Source organism: Paenibacillus sp. GM2 (genome assembly GCF_900069005.2).
GTDB lineage: Bacteria > Bacillota > Bacilli > Paenibacillales > Paenibacillaceae > Fontibacillus.
Genome location: NZ_LN831279.1, coordinates 3,506,856 through 3,529,049, shown reverse-complemented (window position 1 = coordinate 3,529,049; position 22,194 = coordinate 3,506,856). Strand labels below are relative to the sequence as shown.

Here is a 22,194-nt window from a genome sequence, read left to right as displayed (position 1 = left end):
CTTAGGATTGGAGTACGAGACACCATGAATATCTATAGATACGAAGAGAACCCACTGATAACACCTGCCGATGTTAGGCCGCATCGGGATGATTTTGAGGTCATTGGCGCATTCAATGCAGGCGTTGCCGAATACAATGGAGAGATTTTATTGTTGCTTCGTGTGGCAGAACGTCCTATCAGCAAGGATTCGATGATTGTGAAAGCTCCTGTATATAATGTGGAAACGAAGCAGCTTGATATTATCGAATTGCGTAAGGATGACAAGCGATATGACTTCTCCGATCCACGCGTTATTCGCAATGTATCGAAGAGCGCGACGTTCGATTATTTGACCAGCTTATCATATATCCGTATTGCTCGCAGCAAGGACGGGCATCGCTTTACAATTGACGACGAACCGTTGGTATATCCATCCCAGTCCCTTGAGACGTTTGGGATCGAGGACCCGCGTGTGACCCAAATCGGGGATACGTATTACATATACTTCTCCGCTGTATCTCCGGTTGGTGTTGGCGAATCGATGGTATCGACGAAGGATTTCATAAACTTGACTCACCATGGCATGATTTTTGGACCTGACAACAAGGATGTATTGATCTTCCCGGAGAAGATTAACGGTAAATTCTATGCGCTGCATCGTCCCACGACGAGGAGTACTGGCAATCCGGAGATGTGGATCGCTGAATCTGACAATTTGCTGTATTGGGGCAACCACAAACACCTGGCAGGTCTTCGTGAAGGCATGTGGGATAGCGGCCGAATGGGCGGAGGCGCAGTTCCATTTAAGACGGAGAAGGGCTGGCTGGAACTTTATCATGGCGCAACACTGGATCATCGCTATTGCATGGGTGCGCTCCTATTGGATCTGAACGATCCATCCAAGGTGCTTGCCCGCTCTGAGCAGCCGATTATGATGCCAGAAGCTGATTATGAAAAGAAGGGCTTCTTCGGCGATGTTGTCTTTTCCTGCGGAGCTGCTGTTCATGGCGATGTTGTGAGAATGTATTACGGTGTATCTGATACATCGATGGCATGTGCCGAACTTAGCGTACAAGAAATTCTCGACAGCTTAAAATTTGAATAAAATATACGGCGCTGATCAATAAGGGACGCCGGCTTAGAATAAACCCCACCATATCTCTGGTGGGGTTTTAGGTTTAAACGGATAGCAACCTGTACTTTTATGATCTTAAGAGAACACATCCAGCCCTTCCATCCTGGACAGGTAGAGCTTGATGCGCTGGCGGATGTCTCCAAGCTCTGAATAAGTGACGTTTAGCGCAGTGTGGTAGCAGAAGCTGGGGAAAATCTCGCGATAGACGAAATAACGTGATGGCAGCTTAACCTTTCCATGTCCATTCCATTCCGCCGCGCTTTTGAGGCTAGGGATACTTAATGTATTTTGCCGAATGGTCAGTTGGGTGTTGTCAGACATCATGAAGTTAATAAAGGCTTGAGCTGCCTGCTTATTCTTGGAGTTCCTGTGAATCGCCAGGCCGATGGCAATGACCAGAGTCCGGGGCGTGCCCAGATAGGGCAGCGGCGATATATCATAGGAGAAATCGACGTCCTTGATCTTGTTCAGGCAGAAGTAAGACGTCAGGATCATCGACACCTTCTGCTGGCAAAATAGCATCTCAGCATCGTCATCATTCTCCGATCTGAACGGCGGAAAAACCTGATCGAGCAGTTCCTTAGATATCTGCAAACTCTCGGTAAGCGCGGCTTCATCAAGGTTCAGCTGCTTGTCCTCACCGTTGCTGCGATGAAAGCGGACGTTATTCTGCAGCAGGAAGATAGGCCAGCGATTATCGGATAAATAGTGGAAGAAGAACCCGTGGCGAACTGTACCTTCGGCGAGTAACTTCGCGGTTTTTTTGACGGTATCCCATGTCCAGCTGCTGTCTGGTTCCGCTAGTCCCTTCTCAGAGAAATGCTGTTTATTGTAGCAAAGAATGATCGGCGAGAATAAGAAGGGCTGTACATATAAGTTCCCATCACGCATAAAAGGTTCCGTCAAGACCGGATAGACCCCTTCTATCGGCTGCAGCGGCTCTAATAGCTCAGGCGGGCTGTCAGACTCTGCAAACAGCTCAAAATTCTGATTGTTAATCGCCATTACATCAATGTCATCGGTCTCCATAAAATCTCGCATCGTTGGTTTCGCGTGGCTTGAGGGCATCGGGATCATAGTGACGCGGATCAGCGGATGCTGCTTATGAAATTCGTCCACCAATGCCTTGAGATCAGCTTCCTCGAAAAGCGAGGGATAATATCCGAATTTAATGGATACCCCGGCAGGTGCTTGCCGAATACGATTGCCTACGCGCGGTATTTTCTCAATGAACCCTTCAGATACCAGTAGATCCAATCCCTTGCGTACGGAGTTCTTGCTTAATTGAAACCGCTCGGCTATATCGTTCTCGGAGGGGAGAAAGCTTCCTTCTGCCCAAATTCCGGTTATGATTTCGTTCCTTAATGAAGCCAGCATTTCCTCATAACGTCTTCTAAAGGTAGAGCGCTTGGGACCTTCCGTCATTTCTATACACCTCTATTCCAATAAATACCTTATTATCAAATGATTAATTATATCATTACTAAAGAAAGGTCAAAAAGTCCACTTTTGATACGAATAGCGATCGAGGCAAATTCAAGGCTGAGCGTCCGCGACACTAATATGGTTCTTGTGTTCAAATTACAATTGACAGCGTTTTCTAACTTAGATTATAATCTGTTGTGAACCAGATAAGCAACATAATTATGTGATTGAAATTAATGATATATTTTATTCTTATGATGACAAAGGAGGGTTATAGCCTGTTTAATGCAGGTTTCTGGAATTATTATGTTATACATCTGGTTCATAGTGGCGGATGTGTTCTCACCTCAAGTGTGAATATTCGTGGATGAATCATAGAAAGGCGGCGTTCCAATATGGAAGCATTGAAAATTCTTGTCACGATGCCGAAGGGCGAAATCTTTGATACCTTCTTCAATGAAGATTTAAAATCGAAGCTGGAAGAGATCGGCGAGGTCATCTGGAATGATAGCACAGCACAATATACCAAATTCCAAATATGTGAGAAAATCAAGGATGTCGATATCTGCGTTACAGGCTGGGGGACGGTGACTTTTGACGAAGAAGTATTAAATCACGCCAATAAGCTTCGTCTAATTGCACATACAGGCGGTTCCGTTAGACCCTATGTTACGGATGCCGCATATGATCGCGGGATTCGTGTGGTAAGCGGCAATGAAGTGTTCGCCGAGTCGGTAGCAGAGAGTGTAATTGCTTATGCATTGGCATCTTTGAGGGATATTCCGCGTTATTCCGGCGATTTGAAGCGGGGAATCTGGCCATCAGGCTTCTATAATAAAGGGCTGTTAGATAAGACGGTAGGCTTGGTAGGCTATGGCATGATCGCGAAGATGGTTGTTGAGATGCTGAAGCCGTTCCACGTCAAGATCAAGGTGTTCTCTCGTCATATTTCTCAGGAGGAATTGACGAAGCATCATATGGAGAAGGCGGAGCTCCCTGAAATATTCTCGACCTGCGATATCGTCTCTATTCATAGCGGCATGACACAGGAAAATTATCATCTGATTACAGAAGAACTGCTTAATATAATGCCTGAAGGTGCTCTTCTTATTAACACGGCACGCGGAGCTGTCATCGATGAAGAAGCTTTGTGCAGAGTGCTTGCGAAGGAGAAGATTCATGCGGTACTTGACGTATACGAAGTTGAGCCGCTGCCGGCTGATCATAAGCTGTTAGAAATGAGGAATGCTATTTTAATGCCGCATATGGGTGGGCCAACGATTGACCGACGTTTGATCGTAACTCGCTCAGTAATTGGAGATATTAAGCTCTTTTTGCTAAACAAGCCTATGAAGTGCGAAATCGATCGCGCCTATGCGGCCAAGATGTCGACCCATTAGAGATTAGAGATAAATAGGAGGGATAAGGATGGAGGTATTCGTCAAGGGTGCGCCGGAGGATGCTCAGGATATTATAGACTTTGCGGATATGGTTTTTAGTAAAAATTCGGGACCACATGATTTTGCCCAATTGGTTCCAAAACTCTATAGTGATGGAGCCGATACGCAGAAGTATCACTATCTGGTCAAAGAGAATGGGAAGATCAAGGCGATGGTCTGCGTACTGCCGGTTACCTGCAATGTAGCAGGCATACCATTGAAGGTTGGATGCATCGGTTCCGTATCCGTGCATCCGCGTTCGCGTGGCAAAGGCTATATGCAGAAGCTGATGAACATGGCAGTGGAAGACATGAAGGCGCAGGGTTATTCCATGAGTGTTCTTGGTGGTCAACGCCAGCGGTATGAGTTTTTTGGCTATGAGCCGGCAGGGATCAAGCTTGAATTTACGTTAACCTCAGATAATATTCGCCATAAATACAAAGGGCTGGATTCAAGCGGAATTCGCTTTGAACCTTTGTTTGATGATAGTTCGCAGCTTGATGATGCTTATCAGTTGTATCAGCAAGGGGTCGTCAACGGGGCTCGAACCAAGGGGCAGTTTGCCACTATTTTGAGAACATGGAAAGCAGAGCCGCTGCTTATTTTAGAGAATAGCAAGTTTATTGGATATGTGGTGTTGTCTAAAGAGGGTAACGGCGTACATGAGCTTGAAATGATTGACCCTACTCTGCTGCCGGTAGTTAGCAAAGCGCTGAGTGCAGAGAGAGGGCTCGACGAGCTTCATTTTACGGTTCCTCCCTATGATCTTGGGAAGATCGCCTTATTAGGTGATGTATGCGACTGGTATAGAACTAGCTTTGAATATAATTATCATATTATGGATTATCCCTCGGTGATCGAGGCGTTCTTGAGATGCAAAGCGCAGAGCATGATGCTGCAGGACGGCCGTATTGTACTTGGAATTGAAGGCTCTGACATTGTAGAAATCGTTGTGCAAAATAATCAGGTCGTCGTGAACAAATATGATCCTGACCCTACAGACATCCAGGCGCAAATGACCCTGACGAAACGGGAGGCCACTGCTCTGTTTTTCTCTCCGTTAAGCGAATATACGAACGGGAAGCAGACAACACGGCCATTGAACGTTCCTTCGGGCTGGTTGCCACTGCCTTTGTATATCCCGTCATTGGATATCTGCTGACTTGGAAGCCATAAAATGATCTGGAAAGCATAAAAACAACTTTGAGGTTGAGCTTTCAACTTTTCGCACCGCGCGCAGCTCCCAGCGCGCGGTGCATTGCTGTATGACGGCGGTCGGCCAAACCACATTAAGAAGTTGTTTTTTGCCCCAATTGTTGGATAGAGATCGCTTAAACAGTTCGCCGTCGTGCCGTACATCTAACGGAACTCCAAGCCCTTATTTGCGGGAAAAAAGGGTGATTAATTTTCTAACGGAAATGTGAGGCGTTATTTGCTTCAATCGAGCTGAAAAAGGGCGAGAAACACAAAATAAGGTACTCTATTTCCGTTAGATTCTGCTAGGCTGTAATTTTGGCGAAATAGCGGCATGTATTTCCGTTAGGGAGAGGAGGAATCAGGAGGAAGCCGTAACTTTTGATGATACGCCGAGCCCCAGGATCTCCGCAGGACTAAGGTACGATGATACGCCGCACCCGGGATTCCCGCAGAACTAAGTTTCGATGATACGCCGCACCTAGGGCTGCCGCAGAACTAAGGTTCGATGATACCTCCCGCCCCCAGGAACTCCGCAGAACTATGGTACGATGGTACCCCGCCCGCGGGATTCCCGCAGAACTAAGATTTGCTGAAATCTCGCCCCCCAGGGCTGCCGAAGAACTAAGTTTCGATGATACCTCCCGCCCCCAGGAACTCCGCAGAACTATGGTACGATGGTACCCCGCCCCCGGGATTCCCGCAGAACTAAGATTTGCTGAAATCTCGCTCCCAGGGCTGCCGCAAAACTAAGATCGATGATGTGCCCGCGGTATCTTCACAGAGGATAGGTCCCTTAAGCAGCTCGCACACTTATTTCTAACGGAACTCCAAGCCCTTATTTGCGAGAAAAAAGGGTAATTAATTTTCTAACGGAAATGTGAGGCGTTATTTGCTTCAATCGAGCTGAAAAAGGGCGATAAAACGCAAAATAAGGTACTCTGTTTCCGTTAGATTCTGCTAGGCTGTAATTTTGGCGAAATAGCGGCATGTATTTCCGTTAGGAAGAGGGGGGAATTAGGAGGAAGCCATGAGTTTCGATGATACCTCCCCCCAGGATCTCCGCAGGACTAAGGTACGATGATACGCCGCACCCGGGATTTCCGCAGGACTAAGTTTCGATGATACGCCGCATCTAGGGCTGCCGAAGAACTAAGTTTCGATGATACCTCCCGCCCCCAGGACCTCCGCAGAACTAAGATTTGCTGAAATCTCGCCCCTAGGGCTGCCGCAAAACTAAGATCGATGATGTGCCCGCGGTATCTTCGCAGAGGATAGGTCGCTTAAGCAGCTCGCACACTTATTTCTAACGGAACTCCAAGCCCTTATTTGCGAGAAAAGAGGGTAATTAATTTTCTAACGGAAATGTGAGGCGTTATTTGCTTCAATGGAGCTGAAAAAGGGCGATAAAACGCAAAATAAGGTACTCTATTTCCGTTAGATCCTGCTAGGCTGTAATTTTGGCGAAATAGCGGCATGTATTTCCGTTAGGGAGAGGATAGCCAGAAGGGAGCCGTAACTTTTGATGATACGCCGCCCCCAGGACCTCAGCAGAACTAAGGTTCCATGATACGCCGCCCCCAGGACTACCGTAGAACTAAGGTACGATGATACGCCGCCCCCAGGACTACCGTAGAACTAAGGTTCGATGATAGCCGCCCCAAGGACCTTAGCAGAACTAAGATACGATGATCCCCCGCGCCCCAGGATATCCTAAGTTCTGATGATGCCCCGCTGCCAGACCTCCGCAGAAAGGAGATAGAGAGCCTGCTTCAGCGGGGGGAGTGCCATGTCGATGTCCCGCCTGCCGATGAAGCTCTTTGTCTACCATCCGTCGAATTGGAACGACGCTGGGTGAATGGGGCGGTTGGAGAAAAGAAAAGCGCCGCTCACAGCCCAATTTCCCAGGGAGTAAAAAATTTTAGTAGTAATTCCGAGTAATCTGATGTAAAATAACAGAAATAAATTTTTCGGAAAATGCTGAGAGTGCAAAGAAGTCTAGAAAGGGTTGGGCATCATGATTACTTTATCCAATATTCAAGTTACCTTCGAAACGGGATCGCAGTCAGTAACCGCCGTTCGGGATGTCAGCTTACACGTTGATGCGGGAGATGTGTATGGCATTGTCGGCTATAGCGGGGCTGGGAAGAGTACGCTGGTCCGTGTGATTAATCTGCTGCAGCGGCCTACGGCAGGAACCGTTGAGGTGAATGGCCGCGATCTGCTGGCCCTGCAGCCCAAGGAATTGCGCTCGGCAAGGAAGAAGATCGGGATGATCTTTCAGCATTTTAATCTGATGAACTCCAGAACGATCTATGACAATGTGGACTATCCATTGAAAAGCTCCAAGCTATCCAAGACCGAGAGAGATCGGAAGGTTAAGCAATTGCTGGAATTGGTAGGCTTATCGGATAAGCTGAATGCCTATCCCTCCCAATTGTCAGGGGGGCAGAAGCAACGGGTAGCTATAGCAAGGGCGTTGGCTAATGATCCGGAGATCTTGCTATGCGATGAAGCGACCAGCGCTCTGGACCCAAAGACGACGCTATCTATTCTCGAGCTGCTGAAGAAATTGAATCAGACGCTGGGTCTGACGATCGTCATTATTACGCACGAAATGCAGGTCGTGAAGGAGATCTGCAACAAGGTGGCCGTGATGGAGGCCGGAAGAATTGTGGAACAAGGCGATATCGTCTCGATCTTCAGCCGCCCGCAAAATACGCTGACTCGCGATTTCATCAATACAGCTACCCATATCGATCAGACGCTGGAGAAGCTTACGCTCCATCCGTCTCTCGTTCATCTGAAGGATAACGATATGCTGTGCAAGATTTCCTACATCGGCGATAGCACAAGCGAACCGGTTATTTCCGAGCTTACCGCCCGGTATCGAGTGAAGACGAATATTCTGTTCGCAAATGTAGAGATTTTACAGCAGACGCCGATCGGCAATCTGATTGTGGTTCTGTCAGGCTCCCCTGGCGATCTGGAGGAAGCTCTACTCTATTTGCAGGCAGCCCAGGTCGATGTTGAAACTATCGATTCCCGACTTCTTGAGGACAGAAAGGTAGGTGAGCCTGTATGAGTGAGTTTTTTACAAAGTATTTCCCTAACATCTGGAATTTAAGAGAGGATATCCTGATAAGTACTTATGAGACGATTTACATGGTGGTCGTTACCTCGTCATTTTCCGTGTTATTCGGGATACTGCTCGGCGTTGTCCTCGTCGCTACAGACCGGGGAGGGATTCTGGAGAACAAGCTGGTGTACAGTGTTCTGGAGAAAATTATTAACCTGTTCAGATCCATTCCGTTCATCATTCTTATCGCGGTTGTCGTGCCGCTGACCCGTCTTATTACGGGGACATCGATCGGCATGAATGCCGCAATCGTACCCTTGGTCATCGGTATCGTGCCTTTCTATGCAAGGCAAATCCAGAATGCGCTGGTCGAGGTCGATCCCGGAATCGTGGAAGCAGCACAATCCATGGGGTCGGGGCCGATTGAGATTATTTTTCGCGTATATTTGAAGGAAGGTCTGACCGGAATTATCCGCGCTTCCTCGGTGACGATTATCAACCTGATCGGACTTACGACGATGGCTGGAGCGATTGGCTCGGGCGGCTTGGGCAGCCTGGCGATCAATAAGGGGTACAATCGGTTCCAGTCCGATATTACGCTCGTAGCTACAATTTTGATCTTGATTCTAGTATTCGTCTGCCAATTCATCGGCGATTATTTTACCAAAAAGTCAACGCATTAACACGAGAGCTTAACAGCGGTTTATACAGTATGCCGCTTCTAGCGGAGTACTGAATGAAATATATAACACTACAAAAAAAGGACTGAAGAACAATGGCAAAAGTAGAAAGTTTTCAATTGGACCACACTATCGTAAAGGCGCCTTATGTCAGAGCGGCAGGGCTTGAGCATGATGAGAAGGGCAGCACGGTACAAAAATACGATTTGCGCTTCCTGCAGCCGAATAAAGACGCGATTCCTACTGCGGCGCTTCATACGCTTGAGCATCTGCTCGCTACGTATATGAGAGACGAGGTTCAAGGGATTATCGATATTTCTCCAATGGGATGCAGAACGGGTTATTATCTGATTCTCTGGAATGAGCATGATCCGGAAGAGATCGCCTCCGCACTGGAAAGAACGCTGAAGCGTGTACTGGAAACGACAGAGGTTCCGGCTGTATCCGCACTGGAATGCGGCAATTACAAGGATCACTCCCTCTTCTCCGCACAGGAGTATGCAAAGATTGTATTGGATGCCGGAATTAGTAGAGACCCGTTTGAGAGAGTACTGTAAAGCCTATGATTACGCTGGATTTATCGTATCAGACGGCGGTTGTAACCGGCGGAAAATCGGGAATCGGGCGTGGCATCGTGCAAATTTTGCTGCAAAGCGGCGCCAGAGTCATATCCGCCGATCTTGCTTATGACGAGGAATATAAGGGAGTAGATGGACAGTTGTTTGAGTCCCGCCTGGATCTGTCCAAATCAGAGGATATAGAACGCTGGTCCCGGCTTGTTCTGGAACAGGCCGGTGTTCCGGATATTGTCGTAAACTGTGCAGGCACTTCCACCATGGATTATGTAATTGACAGCAAACTGGAGGATTGGGAAAAGGTATTCTCGATTAACTCCACGGGGTTATACCTGGTATCCAAAATATTTGCAAAGGCGATGGTCGATGCTGAAAAGCCGGGCAGGATCATCCAGATCGCCTCGCAGGCCGGTAAGAACGGTTATCGGGCGATGGGCGGATATTGTGCATCCAAGCACGCGGTTCTGGGCTTGACGAAGGTCATGGCAATTGAACTGGCGCGAAATAACATCCTGGTAAATGCGGTATGTCCTGGGATTGTGGAGACCCCGATGAAACATCGGGAGCGGATCGAGGGCGGAATCATCCGCGGGATGACCGCCGAGGAGATCTATGCAGAGGACTGCTCTCAGGTTCCACTGGGGAGAACCGCCGAGGTTCAGGATGTTGCCAATGTTGTATTGTTCCTGGCAAGTCCCTTGTCTTCCTATATGACAGGACAAGCGATCAACGTAACCGGCGGCATGACTATGCACTAGAAATAAACTATGCACTAGAAATAGATAATGCACTAGGATAGATCAACTCGGGATGACTTCATCCACGCCAATGAAGGGTTCAACTTATGAAGATATAAAGGGGGAGAGATCAAATGAGTAAAAGAAAGCTGTGGGGTGGCCTCGCGCTCGGATTGGTATTGATGCTGGTGGTTGCAGGCTGCGGAAGCAAGTCGTCCGGCGACGGGGAGAAGATCGTGGTAGGCTCGATGGGCTCTGACGCTCAGATTTGGAAGCATATTGCTGAATCCCAGGCGGCCAAGGACGCCAAGCTGAATATTGTTGTTAAGGAAATCAATGGCGGCGTTGAGATGAATAACGCGACCAAAGAGGGCGAAGTCGATGTGAATGCTTTTCAATCGTGGGCTTACCTCGTCAGCTACAATAAAGACAGCAATGCCAACCTGGTAGCGGTAGCGACTACTTATCTTGAACCAATGGGCATCTACTCACAGAAGATTAAGGATATTCAGGAAGTTCCGGACGGTGCTCTTGTAGCCCTGGCGGACAACCCGGCCAATACGGCCAGAGGTTTAAGCCTGCTGCAGGCTGCCGGATTGATCAAGCTGAAGGATGGTTTTGATCTGGGGACGGGAACGGCAAGCGATATTGTCGACAACCCTAAAAACCTGAATTTCAAGCTGATCGATGATACAACAGGCCCGCGTGTCATTCAAGACGTGGATCTGGTGTTGATCAGCAATACGGTCGCTCTGGAAGGCGGCTTGAATGTGCTGAAGGACTCTTTGTTCCATGAGGAAATCTCCGTAGACACGAAGAACAGTATCAATATACTGGCGACTACCGCGGAGAAACAGAATGATCCTGGTATTTTGAAGTTAGGCGAATTGTATCACAACGAGGATACGCAGAAATATATTGAGCAGGAGTTCGGCGGCACGAAGGTGCCTGTAGATAAGCCGATCTCATATCTGCAAGAATAGAGAGGGCCCTATGCGGATTGCTATTATTACAGCGATGGAGGAGGAAATGGCTCCTTTTCGCAGCCAGGCGCTCATCACATCCAGGACGCAAGTAGGCAAGGTTATCCTGGAAGAAGCTATCTATCGCGGCCAGCCTGTCATTCTCGTAGAGAGCGGCATTGGCAAGGTGAACGCAGCGGTTGCGACAACGCTGTTGATCGAACGGTATCGGCCGGATCTGATCCTTAACTCCGGCTCGGCTGGCGCGTTTGGCGCCGGGTTGAGCGTCGGTGATGTCGTTGTCGCCACGCAATATATATACGGGGATGTCGACGCTACCTGCTTTGGCTATGAGCCCGGGCAGGTCCCGCAAATGCCGGCGAAATACGATCTCGATTCAGCCTGGCTGGATCGGGCGCAAGGAGTTGCAGCAGCGGCGGAGCTACCGTATTTGCTCGATTTCGGACTGGTATTAACCTTGGATTCATTCATGAGTGAAGCCGAGCGGGTAGAAGGGATCAAATCAACCTTCCCAGCGGTCAAGGTATCGGATATGGAAGGCCTGGGTATTGTTCAGGCTGCCGCACAGTACGGTATCCCGGTATTAGCCGTGAAGGCGGTATCGGATATCGCGGGGCATGGCGATGTGACGGCCAACAGCTTCGATGATAATCTCGATGATGTCGCCACCCATGCCGCGCACTTTACCGATCTGCTGGTGCAGCAGTTTCAGACATCTTTTGTAGGCCGTTGAGCAAATAAAAAAGAGCAGCGTTTTCGCTGCTCTTTTTTCTATTGTAAATGGATGAAAGAGCTGTCTCCAAACTTATATAGTACGAAAAATAGCGAATTCAGGATATAAATAATCTGCGATCCCTAAATTAGAATATAATTACAAATTGATTAAAGGCGACAGTTGTCGAGATTCGTACTTTCAAGCCCTTATTTGTGAAATTAAGTACTATTTTGTGGAAATTAGGCGTCTTGGGAAGTAAGCAGAGTGGTGAATGGATTTGATAACAATATATTTATGTGATGATAACGAGGACACAATCGAGAAGTATGGCCGTTGGATTACCGATATTGCAAAAAGGCACAATGTAGAAATTACATTGTTCACCTCTATCAGCAGCGAGGCTTTGTTGTTTCATTTGTCTGAGTCGCCAAATCAGGCGGCGATTATCTATATGGATATACTCATGGGATCGATGAACGGCATTGAGGCGGCTAGACAGCTCCGTGAAAGTGGGTGCCAAGCTGAAATCATCTTTTTAACCACCAGCGAGGACTATGTATATGACGCATTTGACATATCGCCAGTTCAATATCTGTTGAAGTCTTCAACTTCAGTGGAGAGGTTTGAGGAGGTTTTTTTGCGCGCTGTAGCCCTGTCAGAGAAAAAAGCTGCCAGCATGTTCTTATGCGAGGTAGGGAACACCAAGCAGTTGATCCCCATCAAGGATATTTCTTATTTCGAAATTTGGAAGAGAATTATTATGGTTCATTACAACGGCACGGATACCGCTGAATTCTACGGGACAATGGATCAGGTAGAGCAGCAGCTTCAGAACAAAAACTTTATACGCGTCCATCGCTCTTATCTTGTCTCCATGCCGTATATCTCCAAATTTCAGCCCCGTCATCTGCTGCTTAAAACGGGGGAGATTATTCCCGTGGGCGTAACTTACATGAAGATGGTCAGGCAGATGTTTTCAGAGTACATATCTCAATTCAATATCCACAGGCTGGTATGATGCGAGGAGGTCTGCATGCTTTTTTCAGGGATAGCGATCGTTGTTTTCTCTACCAATAATTCTCTAATACTGCTATATATCAGAAAAATATTTCCTGTTAAAACTGCATATCGGGGCCGCCTCGCCTTAGTTGCTACTGTTAATCTCGGTATTGGTACAATATCGAGTCTTTTTAATTCATTCGATATCGGTGAATTATGGTTTACCGCTTCTATGATTCTCTCAATTTATCTCTTATTCACGGTGAACCTATTGCAGATTTTTTTCCTGGTTATTTTATATCTGTTTATGATCAACAGCACCCGGGGAATTCTGGATTTCATCTCTGTATTCCTATTCGGCGACATTATCAGCAATCTTCTGCAGCTCGATGCGGCCTGGCAGATCTTATTATGGCTGTCGATGTTAACTTCCTCTCTGTTATGCTCCCTGTTTGGAAAGAAGGTTGTCCCTGTCTCAAGAATGAAGCAACTGATGAATAACCGGGAACAACTTAAAAAGCTTTTGATTCACCTGCTGATTTGGATCGTCTATCTTAAATTTATTTCGACCAGCTATTTTATGGAGATGACGACGGTCTGGTTCTATATGCTGTATGGCATATCCTGTATGATTAGCAAGTTTGGACTTTATATGATTCTGAGACATGCGGTTCGAACCTCCGCTTTATTTGAATATGAACAATATACAACAGAGCTGCATGAGCAGCTTGAAAGGCAGATACAGCACTATAACGCTTATCAGACCTTTATTGAAGAATTCCGCACTTTCAGACATGACTATGCCAGCCTAATGAACTCGGTAAAGCTGCTGCTGAACAATCAGGAGACCGAGAAGGCCGTTCAGTTAATCAATGAGATTGAAGAGACCGAGAAATGGACCAGAAGGAACTATAAGTCCTATTCCAATCACCTGATTCTCGATGCAATGCTCCAGGAGGTAGCCCAGCTTTGCGAGCAGAATCATATTGACTTTTCCGCACTGCTGCCTGTACCGGAGCATATCGGGCTTAAAAATGTGGATATAATTCGTGTATTCTCCAATCTGTTCCGGAATGCGTTTGAAGCTTGCAGCAAGATCTCCAGTCATTCTGAGCGTTTTCTAAAAATTAGAGGTCATACGAGCCAGGATTGGGTATACGTTGAGGTGATGAATTCCTTTCATGGGGAGGTCAAACTGGTGCAGGGCAAATTGTACACGACCAAGTCCGATGAGCATAACCATGGGTTCGGTATGGGCATTGTTAACGAAATAATCGAGGGGATGGGCGGAGTGGTTCTTGTCGAAGTGGATCAGCCGACTAGAGTATTTACGGTTAAGCTCCATATTCCAAGATGGATGGAAGACCGGATTCAGGATTCGGAAGATTACGAGGCTTTTTCTATAGGTACATAAGCTGTTTATTGTCCAAAAATCTTAATTGAGTACCAATATGAATTGATTTGGAACAAGTTGTAATTTTAGGGGGCCGAGGGATGCTAAAGTGAAGGTGCATATCTATTGAAACTCCTTCTATTTTTGGAAACCATTTTCTAAGACGGGGAGGAATCCTTAATGTTTCAAGTTGCGTTGGAAATTCTATATGACTGTAAAAAAACGGAGCAGGTGGTCTGTGTGGATGGTAATCCCGCGCTGAACAGCAATATGTCGGCAGTGATCATGCATGAGGTGCGTAACTCATTGACAGTAACTCGGGGATTTATTCAGCTTTTGCAGCCCCATTTCAGAACCATCGGCCGAGAAGAATATGCCCGCGTCATTTTGCTGGAGATTGATAAGGCTTGTGAAATGCTGCAGGACTTCATGACTTATTCCAGGCTGAGGCCCCCAGAGAGAATAATGATAGAAGGCTCAGAACTGTTTGGAGAATTAGGGACTTTAGCGAGCAGCCAGGCCTTTGTGATGAATTGTGAGATAGAGCTTATAGCTGCCGAAGAGAGTCTGCCGCTTCTGATCGATCTGAAGCTGATTAAGCAGGTTATGTTGAATTTGATCAAAAATGCTGCTGAATCCGTGGCTGATCTGCAAGGAAGACGCCCCGGAATAATCCAAATTCGAATGGAGAAAGAAGGGGAATTCGCCAAGTTTGCGATTGGTGATAATGGCAATGGTATTGCCGCAGAGGTGCGTGAGAGACTGTTTGAACCCTTTGTTACCACGAAGGAGAAAGGTACCGGTTTGGGGTTGGCGGTCAGCCAACAGATCGTGAATGACCATGGAGGAACAATTGGAGTAAGCAGTACGATAGGGGAGGGGACGATATTCGAAATTTATCTTCCTCTGGCATACTCTTAATTGAACAATACCCTATTGTCACCTCTACTGTCACGGGTGTCCAAGTCCGGTTTGGTTCCAAGCGTACTCATGGATTCATACATAACAGGATTGTGTTGAGGTGCCTATTTACAGGCAGATATTCATAAAGTGAACAACCCACAGATGCAGGCAGCCAAACTTGAAATTGCCATTCGGCGGGGGAGAACCGTATAAACTCGAAGGAATGCTTTGAAATGAACAGGGAGTGCCCATAAGAACGGCGAGTATGCCGGACCGCGGACGCTCTTTTTTTCGTGTTATAGTTCAGCGATTGTTATTTTTTTCTGCTTTAGCTCATTAATGTGATGTTTTTCACATATTTTTCTTGTACATATTCATTAAAATAACCCCATAAATGATTATGATTATCATTATCAATTAGGTGAGAGGCAGTTATATGCTCGCCAGCAAAGGGGGGATTAACTTGCAGATTCGGTTTTGGAGAACCGGACTGATCTTGATGATGCTGCTGGTATGGATCATACCAGGCCGGGTTTATGCGGCGGACAGCAATTGGAATAAGGTAGTGGACCAGATTGAGAATACGCTGCAGCAGGCGTTGAAGACCTATGTCAATGGGGACGTCGCTGAGGCGAAGACTCAGGTGAACAATGCCTATTATGGGCCGTATGAGAGCGGACAAATGGAGAAGGCGGTGAAATACAATATCTCCTCAAAGCGCAACGCGATTATCGAGGAGGAATTCCGCCAGATCCGGAAAGCGATGACTGCAGGCGCATCTGAGGCGGACGTTAAGCAGAGGATGTCGGAGCTGGTGAGTATGCTCCGGGATGATGCGCAGACGCTGAGCAAGTCCAGCAGCGGTCCGTTTGGCTTATTCCTGTCCTCCTTTGGCATTATCCTCCGTGAGGGTATCGAGGCGATCCTGGTCATCGCGGCAATTATCGCTTATCTTATTAAATCCGGCAATCAGGACAAGGTACGGGTCATTTATCAGAGCGCATTGTTCGCTCTTGGGGCAAGCGCACTTACCGCCATCGGGCTGAAGTACCTGTTTAATATCAGCGGGGCAAGTCAGGAGAATCTTGAAGGAATCACAATGCTGATCGCTGTAGTTGTGTTGTTCTCCGTAAGCTTTTGGCTCATCGGCAAAGCCGATGCCAAACGATGGAAGAACTACATAGAAGGCAAGGTTCAAACCTCGGTGACTTCCGGCAACACATTAACCTTATGGCTTGCAGCATTCCTTGCCGTGTATAGAGAGGGCGCGGAAACCGTGCTGTTCTATCAGGCGCTGGTGACCGGACAAGACCGGGCCGGTGTCAGCATGATCGGCTTTGGCTTTTTAGGCGGCGCGGTGGCGCTGGTTGCAGTTTTTCTGATCATCCGTTATGGAAGCATGCGTGTCCCGCTCAAGCCGTTCTTTATAGGGACAAGTATCCTGATGTATTATCTGGCCTTCATGTTTGCCGGAGAAGCCATCACGGAGCTGCAGGCGGGCCAAATGATCAGTGCGTCAACCATTCCGGGATTCCCGGTGATCGGACTGCTGGGGATATACCCGACGGTAGAAAGCCTGGTTGCACAAGGCATTTTGCTGGTTGCTACGGCCATCGGCTTCGTATGGTATGCGCTCTCCTCCCGTCGGAGCGCGGCCGTGGCGGGTGGCAAGCGAAAAGCTGGCTAATTCAAGTGTTCATAAATTCAAATAAAAATACAGGAGTGTTATGAAATGAAAAAAATACGCAAAGTTCTGATGTTATCAATATTCGCAGCGGTGTTCTCCCTGGTTGTGGCAGGATGCGGCACCGGTAGCAGCAACGATAATCAGGCGACTCATACCGGAAACAACAATTCGGCAGTAAATTCAGCGGCCAACGAAGAGGCAGCGGAGTTTGAGGAGTTTCCGATCGGTGAAGAGCAGGAGGTCGAAGGAATCAAGGTTGGAGCCATTTACTTGCAGCCGGTAGACATGGAGCCTTCCGATAAAGCTGGACTTCCCGCTTCCCAATCGGACTTCCACCTGGAAGCAGATATCGCCGCCTTAGAGGGCAATGCGACTGGCTTCGGAATTGGGGAATTCATCCCTTACCTGACGGTTCATTATCAGATCAAAGCCAAGGATAGCGACAAGGTCGTGTCTGAAGGAACCTTTATGCCGATGAATGCCTCCGATGGCGCGCATTACGGGGCTAACGTCAAGCTGGCGGGCGCAGGGGAATACGTGCTGACGTATGTGATCGAATCTCCGGAGAAAATGGATTACCTGCTGCACACGGATGATGCCACTGGCGTGAAAGGCCGTTTCTGGCAGGAACCGATCGAATTGACTTGGGAATTCTCATGGGTACCTAGAACTTGGTAAGATCGCTGTTTTCAAAGCGGATCAAGGGGTTTAGACCAAAGAGTGTGGTGAGAGATAAATGTTAAAAGCTGTTGCATTAATTCTTGGCAGCGGGTTCGAAGCAGCGTTGATTCTCGCAATCATGATCATTTGGCTGCGCCGTACAGCCAAGATGTATTTGTCCAGATGGCTTGCCTGCGGTGCAGCTGCCGCCTTGCTAACCGGATGGCTCGTATTATACGTAATGGTTCTGTCCGGCCCTAAAAAGGAAAGATTTACAGGCTGGGCGATGGCAGCAGGTCTTATAACGGAACTGGTCTGCTACGTCTGGTTACTGAGACGTCTTCGCCGGGGCAGCGCATCAAGCGAAGCATCCGGACCATTATTCAGCAGAAAAACGCTGGAGATCGCCATAGTTTTTCTGACCTCAGGCACGCTGACCCTTCTGCCGTTTATGAAAATACTGCAGTTTCCCAGCAATATTTTTATTCAAACCTACAGCGTGGTTAATACCGAGCTGATCCTTAAGTTTGCCGGCGGTGTGCTTGGAGGTGTCTTGTGCTTCCTGTTTGCGCTGGCCTTCCTCAAGAATACCCGTACCTTATCGGTTGGAAGCATTGCAATTGGCAGCACCGCTCTAATCATCGTTCTGATGGCGAACCAGCTTTCGACGATCGTACAGATTTTGTTTGCTCGGGGTGTTTTTCCTTTAACTCCGCGGGCTATGAAGATTTTGGTGCCGTTAATTAACAACATGGACAAGTACATCTATGCGCTGATCGCTGTATCTTTAGTATGGACTTTATTGGCTGTTGCATCCTTCCTGCGGCGCAGAGAGCGCCTCTCCACGGATTGGAACCCAGCGGTACAGCGCAAGTTCAAGGCCGGTGAGCGCAGCAGGAAGCGCTGGGCCGCCGCCATCGTCAGCCTGTTGATTATGCTTCCCGGCCTAATCGGCCTCGATGCGTACTTGGCCGGCAAGACGGTGGAGCTGTCTCCGGCCGAACCCGTTGCGCCCGATCATAACCATAATATCGTAATTCCGCGCGCTTCCGTTGATGACCGGAACCTTCATCGCTTCGGTTATACTGCGGCCGATGGCACGATGGTCCGGTTCATCATTATCCGCAAATCAGAGACGACCTATGGCGTCGGCTTTGATGCCTGCAAAATATGCGGCTCCACGGGATATTACCAGAAGAACGGCAAAGTCATCTGCCGGAAATGCGATGTTATTATGAATATTCCGACGATTGGCTTTGAAGGCGGCTGTAATCCGATTCCGCTCCCTTACCAGATGAACGAAGGCAATCTGGTCATCGCCAGCGCCGATTTGGAGAAAGAGACCGCCACTTTCCATCAGGAGAGTCTGTTTGAATAACTAGCTTGGCTTCGCAAGATGGGGGATGGGAAGATGTTTTTTAGAATGCTCGCCAAGGCGTTTACGGTTGGCTTCAAAGGCAAGGTTCTGCTAATTCTTACCATTGCCTTCGGTGCCTCGCTCGCTACGGCCATGTTAAATGTTTCGCTTGATGTCGGCGACAAAATGAACCGTGAACTGAAGACGTATGGTGCGAATATGCTTATCGTACCCGAAGCGGACGCTTTGCCTGCCGAGATTGACGGCGTTGATTTTAATCCGCTCGCAGACCGGCAATTTATTGAGGAAGCTGAGCTGCCCAAGATCAAGACGATCTTCTGGGCGTACAATATTGTAGCTTTTACGCCTTATCTTGAAGTGTCTGCCGCAGCCGAGGGGCGGAGCCAACCAATTGCGGTAGTAGGCACGTGGTTCAACAAGACGCTGGATTTGCCAACAGGGGAACGCATCGAGACGGGGATTCGGGAACTGAAGCCATGGTGGCAGGTCGAAGGAGAATGGATTACAGATGAGGCGAGCGACGCGGCTATTGTGGGCGCTTCATTGGCTCATCAGCTCGGGATCAGCGCTGGACAGTCCTTATCTATATCGATTGAGACGAGTGAAGGAAGCCGGGAGCTGCCGCTTAAAGTCAGCGGGGTTGTAAGCAGCGGGGGAACGGACGATGAGAAAATCTTTGTTCCTTTAAATACGCTGCAGCGGACAACCGGTCTGTCGGGCAAAGTGGCCAAGGTCGAGGTAAGCGCATTGACCACTCCGGAGAACGAGCTGGCGCGACGGGCGGCAAAGAACCCGGACCGGCTGTCGGCCAAGGATTACGAGACTTGGTACTGCACTGCATACGTAAGTGCGATTGCGCACCAGATCGAGAAAGCTCTGCCAGGCTCGGAAGCCAAGGTTATCCGCCAGGTGGCGGAGTCCGAAGGTATTATTTTAACGAAGATCCAGCTTCTGATGTTCATCCTGACCGCGGCGGCCCTGACCAGTTCGGGACTGGGGATTTCCGGCCTGATGACGACCAAGGTGCTGGAGCGGGCGAAGGAGATCGGTCTGATGAAGGCGCTAGGCGCTCACAGTTCAGCGGTCCTGCTGTTATTTCTGGCTGAAGCGCTGATCTCAGGAATACTTGGAGGGATGTTGGGTTATGGGGCCGGACTTGGCTTCGCTCATATCATTGACCGGACTGTATTTAACGCCACGCTTTCCTACAAGGGAATAGTTCTCCCGCTTGTCCTGCTTCTCTCCGTGCTGCTGACCCTGGCTGGAAGCATCTCGGCAATACGCATGGTTATCCGGCTCCAACCGGCTCATGTCATGAGAGGAGGCAGCTAGGGGATGATGAACAAATCGCGAATGTTCTATCGCATGCTGGGAAGCTCCTTCCGGCAAAGAAGATCAAGAATGCTCATTGCCCTGTTTGCTATCGTGGTAGGAACGGCCGTTATTTCGGGGCTGCTAAACGTTTATTACGATATCAACATTAAGATGGGGAAGGAGTTCCGCTCCTATGGGGCCAACCTGATCCTGACGCCGGGGACGGAATCCCGGCAGAAGGTTTTTTCGCTCAGTACAGCCCAGGCTGTCGTTGAACAGTTTCCCCAAAAAAGTGTAGTCGGATATACGCCTAATCTTTACGGACTGGCGCAGATTCATTCCCAGCGGTTAGTTATCGTAGGTACCTGGCTGGATCAAATTCCGAACATCACTCCATATTGGGAGGTTACTGGCGAATATTCCGCGGATCGCAACGCTACAGGAATCGCTCTGGTCGGCAAGGCAGTCTCGAAGAAGCTTGGCTATAAAGCTGGCACGGTTCTACCACTGAAAGACGAGATCAGCGGGAACGAGTTGAATGTGACGGTAGAGGCTGTCATCAACAGCGGTGGCAGAGAGGATAATCAGATATTCATCAGCCTTGGGGATGCGCAGAAGCTCTTTGCCCAGGAATCGTCTGCGAATGCTGCTTACCTTAGCGTCGCCGGAGAAGGGCTGGAGAAGGCTGCTTCCGCGATTAATATGCAGTTCCCAGATATGGAGCTTCATCCGATCAAGCAGATTTCCGGCTCCGAAGCGTCGCTGCTTGATAAGATCCGCTCGCTTGTCTATATCGTGGTTGTAATTATTCTGCTCTCGACCTTGCTTTGTGTGGCCACAACGATGATGACGATGGTTATGGAGCGCAGGCAGGAAATCGCACTAAAAAAGGTGCTGGGTGCGGGTAACAGAGCATTATCCCTGGAGTTCCTGAGTGAAGCCGCTGTGCTTGGACTTATCGGCAGCGTGGCCGGCCTGTGTTGCGGCTATCTTCTTGCCCAGGTGATCGGACACAGCGTGTTCCAGTCCTCAATCTCCTTCCGCGCTGCGGTGATCCCGCTCGTCGTATTCGTGTCGCTCGCCGTTGCCGGCCTTGCGTCCATGATTCCGCTGCGATCGGTCATCGGCGTTGAGCCGGCCGTGGTGCTTAAGGGAGAGTAAGCAAAGTAAGGAGGCAATGCAATGAGTATTTTGGATATAACCGGAGTGAGCAAGATCTATGGCCATCTGCATGCGCTTCAAGATATCACCTTTTCAGTGGGGCCAGGCGAATGGCTGTCCATTATGGGCTCCTCGGGATCCGGCAAAAGCACGATGCTGAACATGATCGGACTGCTGGATAAGCCAACCTCCGGCACGATCCGTATTGAAGGCACCGACACTACCTCGCTTAGCGCCAGGAAGCTGACGGAAATCCGCAGAGACAAGATTGGGCTCGTCTTTCAGCAGTTTCATCTCGTTCCACACCTTACAGCGGTTGAAAATGTAATGGTCGCACAGTATTACCACAGCATGCCTGACGAGAAAGAGGCGCTCGCCGCGCTGAAGCGGGTGAGGCTGGAAGGTCGTGCCCGGCATCTGCCGCGCCAGCTGTCCGGCGGTGAGCAGCAGCGCGTGTGCATCGCCAGGGCGCTTATCAATTATCCTTCTTTGATCCTGGCGGACGAGCCAACAGGAAATTTGGACGAGGCTAATGAGAAGATTGTGCTCGAATTGTTCCGGGAGCTTCATCAGGAGGGGCATACGATCATTATGGTGACCCATGCGCCGGAGGTAGGGGATCTTGCTGAGCGGCAGATTCGTCTGGAGCACGGTAAAATCCGTGAAATCCGGTATCCGGTCAGGAACGGGATATAAGCTTGATAGCTGATGGAAGAATGGACAGCGTTGTTCAGCCTGGCAATACCGCAACACAAG

At 48.7% G+C, this 22,194-nt stretch carries 19 protein-coding genes; 18 read left to right on the top strand and 1 reads right to left on the bottom strand.

Annotated features, from left to right (window positions below):
- Nucleotides 1-24: 24 nt before the first annotated feature.
- The gene (locus BN1360_RS25455; protein WP_068782663.1) at nt 25-1,086 is read left to right on the top strand and encodes a BtaManbiosPhlase; all 1,062 of its coding nucleotides are present in this window, start codon (nt 25-27) and stop codon (nt 1,084-1,086) included.
- Nucleotides 1,087-1,191: 105 nt separating this feature from the next.
- On the opposite strand, the gene BN1360_RS25450 is transcribed toward BN1360_RS25455, so the two are convergent.
- On the bottom strand, nt 1,192-2,541 hold the full coding sequence (locus tag BN1360_RS25450; RefSeq protein ID WP_068782662.1) for an extracellular solute-binding protein: 1,350 nt from the start codon (nt 2,539-2,541) through the stop codon (nt 1,192-1,194).
- Between the two features lie 395 nt (nt 2,542-2,936).
- On the opposite strand from BN1360_RS25450, the gene BN1360_RS25445 reads away from it, so the two are divergent.
- From BN1360_RS25445 to BN1360_RS25365, 17 genes are all read left to right on the top strand, one after another.
- Nucleotides 2,937-3,941, top strand: coding sequence for a hydroxyacid dehydrogenase (locus tag BN1360_RS25445; protein ID WP_068782661.1), 1,005 nt, complete (start codon nt 2,937-2,939; stop codon nt 3,939-3,941).
- 28 nt (nt 3,942-3,969) lie between these two features.
- Nucleotides 3,970-5,142 (top strand): GNAT family N-acetyltransferase, encoded by a 1,173-nt coding sequence (locus BN1360_RS25440; protein WP_068782660.1) that lies wholly within the window; start codon nt 3,970-3,972, stop codon nt 5,140-5,142.
- A 2,049-nt stretch (nt 5,143-7,191) separates the two neighbouring features.
- Nucleotides 7,192-8,259, top strand: coding sequence for a methionine ABC transporter ATP-binding protein (locus tag BN1360_RS25435; protein WP_068782659.1), 1,068 nt, complete (start codon nt 7,192-7,194; stop codon nt 8,257-8,259).
- The gene (locus tag BN1360_RS25430) at nt 8,256-8,936 is read left to right on the top strand and encodes a methionine ABC transporter permease (RefSeq protein ID WP_068782658.1); all 681 of its coding nucleotides are present in this window, start codon (nt 8,256-8,258) and stop codon (nt 8,934-8,936) included. Before BN1360_RS25435 ends, BN1360_RS25430 begins: the two co-directional genes overlap by 4 nt.
- 92 nt (nt 8,937-9,028) lie before the next feature.
- Nucleotides 9,029-9,490: an S-ribosylhomocysteine lyase gene (locus tag BN1360_RS25425; RefSeq protein WP_068782657.1), complete on the top strand. Its 462-nt coding sequence runs from the start codon at nt 9,029-9,031 to the stop codon at nt 9,488-9,490.
- Between the two features lie 5 nt (nt 9,491-9,495).
- Nucleotides 9,496-10,266: an SDR family NAD(P)-dependent oxidoreductase gene (locus tag BN1360_RS25420; protein ID WP_068782656.1), complete on the top strand. Its 771-nt coding sequence runs from the start codon at nt 9,496-9,498 to the stop codon at nt 10,264-10,266.
- A gap of 113 nt (nt 10,267-10,379) precedes the next feature.
- Nucleotides 10,380-11,228: a MetQ/NlpA family ABC transporter substrate-binding protein gene (locus BN1360_RS25415; RefSeq protein WP_068782655.1), complete on the top strand. Its 849-nt coding sequence runs from the start codon at nt 10,380-10,382 to the stop codon at nt 11,226-11,228.
- A 10-nt stretch (nt 11,229-11,238) separates the two neighbouring features.
- Nucleotides 11,239-11,961 carry a 5'-methylthioadenosine/adenosylhomocysteine nucleosidase gene (locus BN1360_RS25410; protein WP_068782654.1) on the top strand — a complete coding sequence of 241 codons (723 nt, stop codon included), beginning with the start codon at nt 11,239-11,241 and terminating at the stop codon, nt 11,959-11,961.
- A 253-nt stretch (nt 11,962-12,214) separates the two neighbouring features.
- Nucleotides 12,215-12,961 carry a LytR/AlgR family response regulator transcription factor gene (locus BN1360_RS25405; protein WP_218652961.1) on the top strand — a complete coding sequence of 249 codons (747 nt, stop codon included), beginning with the start codon at nt 12,215-12,217 and terminating at the stop codon, nt 12,959-12,961.
- Between the two features lie 288 nt (nt 12,962-13,249).
- Entirely contained in the window at nt 13,250-14,356 is a 1,107-nt protein-coding gene (locus BN1360_RS25400) for a sensor histidine kinase (protein ID WP_229521110.1), read from the top strand.
- Between the two features lie 159 nt (nt 14,357-14,515).
- Nucleotides 14,516-15,256 carry a sensor histidine kinase gene (locus tag BN1360_RS25395; RefSeq protein ID WP_068782652.1) on the top strand — a complete coding sequence of 247 codons (741 nt, stop codon included), beginning with the start codon at nt 14,516-14,518 and terminating at the stop codon, nt 15,254-15,256.
- A 445-nt stretch (nt 15,257-15,701) separates the two neighbouring features.
- Nucleotides 15,702-16,925 carry an FTR1 family iron permease gene (locus tag BN1360_RS25390; protein WP_195714312.1) on the top strand — a complete coding sequence of 408 codons (1,224 nt, stop codon included), beginning with the start codon at nt 15,702-15,704 and terminating at the stop codon, nt 16,923-16,925.
- Between the two features lie 45 nt (nt 16,926-16,970).
- The gene (locus BN1360_RS25385; protein ID WP_068782651.1) at nt 16,971-17,603 is read left to right on the top strand and encodes an iron transporter; all 633 of its coding nucleotides are present in this window, start codon (nt 16,971-16,973) and stop codon (nt 17,601-17,603) included.
- A 58-nt stretch (nt 17,604-17,661) separates the two neighbouring features.
- Nucleotides 17,662-18,963, top strand: coding sequence for a Fe-S-containing protein (locus tag BN1360_RS25380; protein WP_068782650.1), 1,302 nt, complete (start codon nt 17,662-17,664; stop codon nt 18,961-18,963).
- 33 nt (nt 18,964-18,996) lie between these two features.
- Nucleotides 18,997-20,295, top strand: a complete 1,299-nt coding sequence (locus BN1360_RS25375) for an ABC transporter permease (protein ID WP_068782710.1) — start codon at nt 18,997-18,999, stop codon at nt 20,293-20,295.
- 3 nt (nt 20,296-20,298) lie between these two features.
- A complete protein-coding gene (locus BN1360_RS25370; protein ID WP_068782649.1) occupies nt 20,299-21,438 on the top strand; it encodes an ABC transporter permease in 1,140 nt (379 codons plus the stop codon).
- A 21-nt stretch (nt 21,439-21,459) separates the two neighbouring features.
- Nucleotides 21,460-22,134 carry an ABC transporter ATP-binding protein gene (locus BN1360_RS25365; protein WP_068782648.1) on the top strand — a complete coding sequence of 225 codons (675 nt, stop codon included), beginning with the start codon at nt 21,460-21,462 and terminating at the stop codon, nt 22,132-22,134.
- Nucleotides 22,135-22,194 lie beyond the last annotated feature (60 nt).